The following is a 1,788-nucleotide window of genomic DNA, read 5'->3' on the forward strand; positions in this document are numbered from 1 at the left end:
TCTAAATGCCAAAAGATGATAGAAAATACACTGAGCTTACTGTTTGCTAAGTGGAATGGTAGTTTGAGGTGTGTATTTTGATTTAACAATGCCTATTATTATTGACCCACAGACTGGGAGAGGGGCTTATATGATTGGGGGTGGGGCTGATGGGGGAATTTTACCTATGATTGGTGGGCTTGGGGTTGGTATTCTGTTTTCAATTATTCTTGCAAGTTTTGGAGCTGCGGTTACAGCAGGGTTAGGATCTTTAATATTATTAGCTCTAGCTGCCATAGTTTTGGCTATCACAGCTTATTATCTATCTATGGAGTAATTATACAGATGACCAAAGACAGTGTTTTTGGCAAGGATTTGATACAGGTGCAATTTTGGGTGGTGCAGGTGCTTCTAGTCTTGTAAAAATAGTATCTAACGCACTATATACAGCTCAAGAAGCAGCTTTAGTGACTAGAGCTCAAAATATTGGGGCTGGTATAGGGTTTTTGACAGGAATTATATTAGGGAGATTCGTTCCAAACAACACAGTACAAGGCTGTTGGGGTATGGGATTATAATTTAAAACATTTTCAAATTTATGGTATTGCCTATGTTGAACAGGAAACTTGTATGGTTGTGTGTATCAATATATTTAATAAATTTATTTCTCAAAATGCCTATAATTTATGCTTTATTAGAAAGCCTTATTTTAGGTTATACAATACTTTTAGGTATAAATATTTATGGAAATAAAATTGTGAAAAAGAACAAATATTTAATTATTTTAATTTTTTCACTAATATATATATTTACTTATTTTAATTATAAAATAATAACAAATATTACGATTACTATCGTTCTATTGCTATTAATAATGAATTTTATATCCACTTTATTAAAAATTCATAAGAATAAACAGTGATAAATTTCATTTTATTTAGTAGGGTAAACTCCACACACCTTTGCCTAATGGCAAATGCAGGGGTGCAAAGCTACTTTGCAATCAACCAAGCCCAAGATGTGATTGCCGCCAAACAACATGGTAATGTACTAAAATCGCCCTTTATGGCGTATGGTAGTTTTGCGACCTATATCCACCCCAATCAACGCTATGGTATTATCTTTGGGGGAAGTTTTAAGGGCATGATGATGGATATTGACCAGTTGATGTATCAAGCGGTTAGTCGTGATAATGATAGCAATGAGTTAAAAGGCTTTATCCAAAGTCAGGGGGCTAGACAATCTGCCAATGAGCATCTTGTCCCTGAACAGTTGTTTGATGACCCTAATACCACTGAAAAAGAAGCTGAAGGGGTGTCTGCGGTCAAAGCTATTCAAATCGCCCAAGAGCAGGGGCAAACGGTTTATACCATTACTCAAGAAAACTATAGTCAGATTATACCAAAACTAAGCCTATCTAGCGGTGTGATGACGGATATCCGTGATAATGTGGCGGTAGGTCGTACGGTTACGGTACATGAAAAGACGATTAACTATAAGGGTTGGAAAGGCTCTGGTTATATAATTATTGACCCACACACTGGTTCAGGGGCTTATCTTATTGACGGTGGGGCGAATGGGGCTTTTATAGCAGGATTGGGACTGGGAGCAAGCTTTGGAGCTTCAATATTTTTACTAGCATTTACTACATTAGGTCCATTAGTACCAATAATGGGAGCATTAATCATAGGTTTAATATTAGCTTTATCAATTGTATATTAGACTTCCTGCAAAACCCAAAATAAGGAAAACCGTTCGTGGTGAGCTTGTCGAACCATAACGGTTTTCCGCCACCCCTCAACAAGCTCG

General features: G+C 36.7%; 2 protein-coding genes. Both read left to right on the forward strand.

Going from position 1 to position 1,788, the window contains the following annotated elements:
- Positions 1–70: 70 nt before the first annotated feature.
- The gene (locus K941_RS0112470; protein ID WP_147287583.1) at positions 71–316 is read left to right on the forward strand and encodes a hypothetical protein; all 246 of its coding nucleotides are present in this window, start codon (positions 71–73) and stop codon (positions 314–316) included.
- 581 nt (positions 317–897) lie between these two features.
- Positions 898–1,701 carry a hypothetical protein gene (locus K941_RS0112480; protein WP_147287584.1) on the forward strand — a complete coding sequence of 268 codons (804 nt, stop codon included), beginning with the start codon at positions 898–900 and terminating at the stop codon, positions 1,699–1,701.
- The last annotated feature ends 87 nt before the right edge of the window (positions 1,702–1,788 follow it).

Origin of the sequence: Moraxella caprae DSM 19149, from assembly GCF_000426885.1 — a bacterium.
Taxonomy (GTDB): Bacteria; Pseudomonadota; Gammaproteobacteria; order Pseudomonadales; family Moraxellaceae; genus Moraxella; species Moraxella caprae.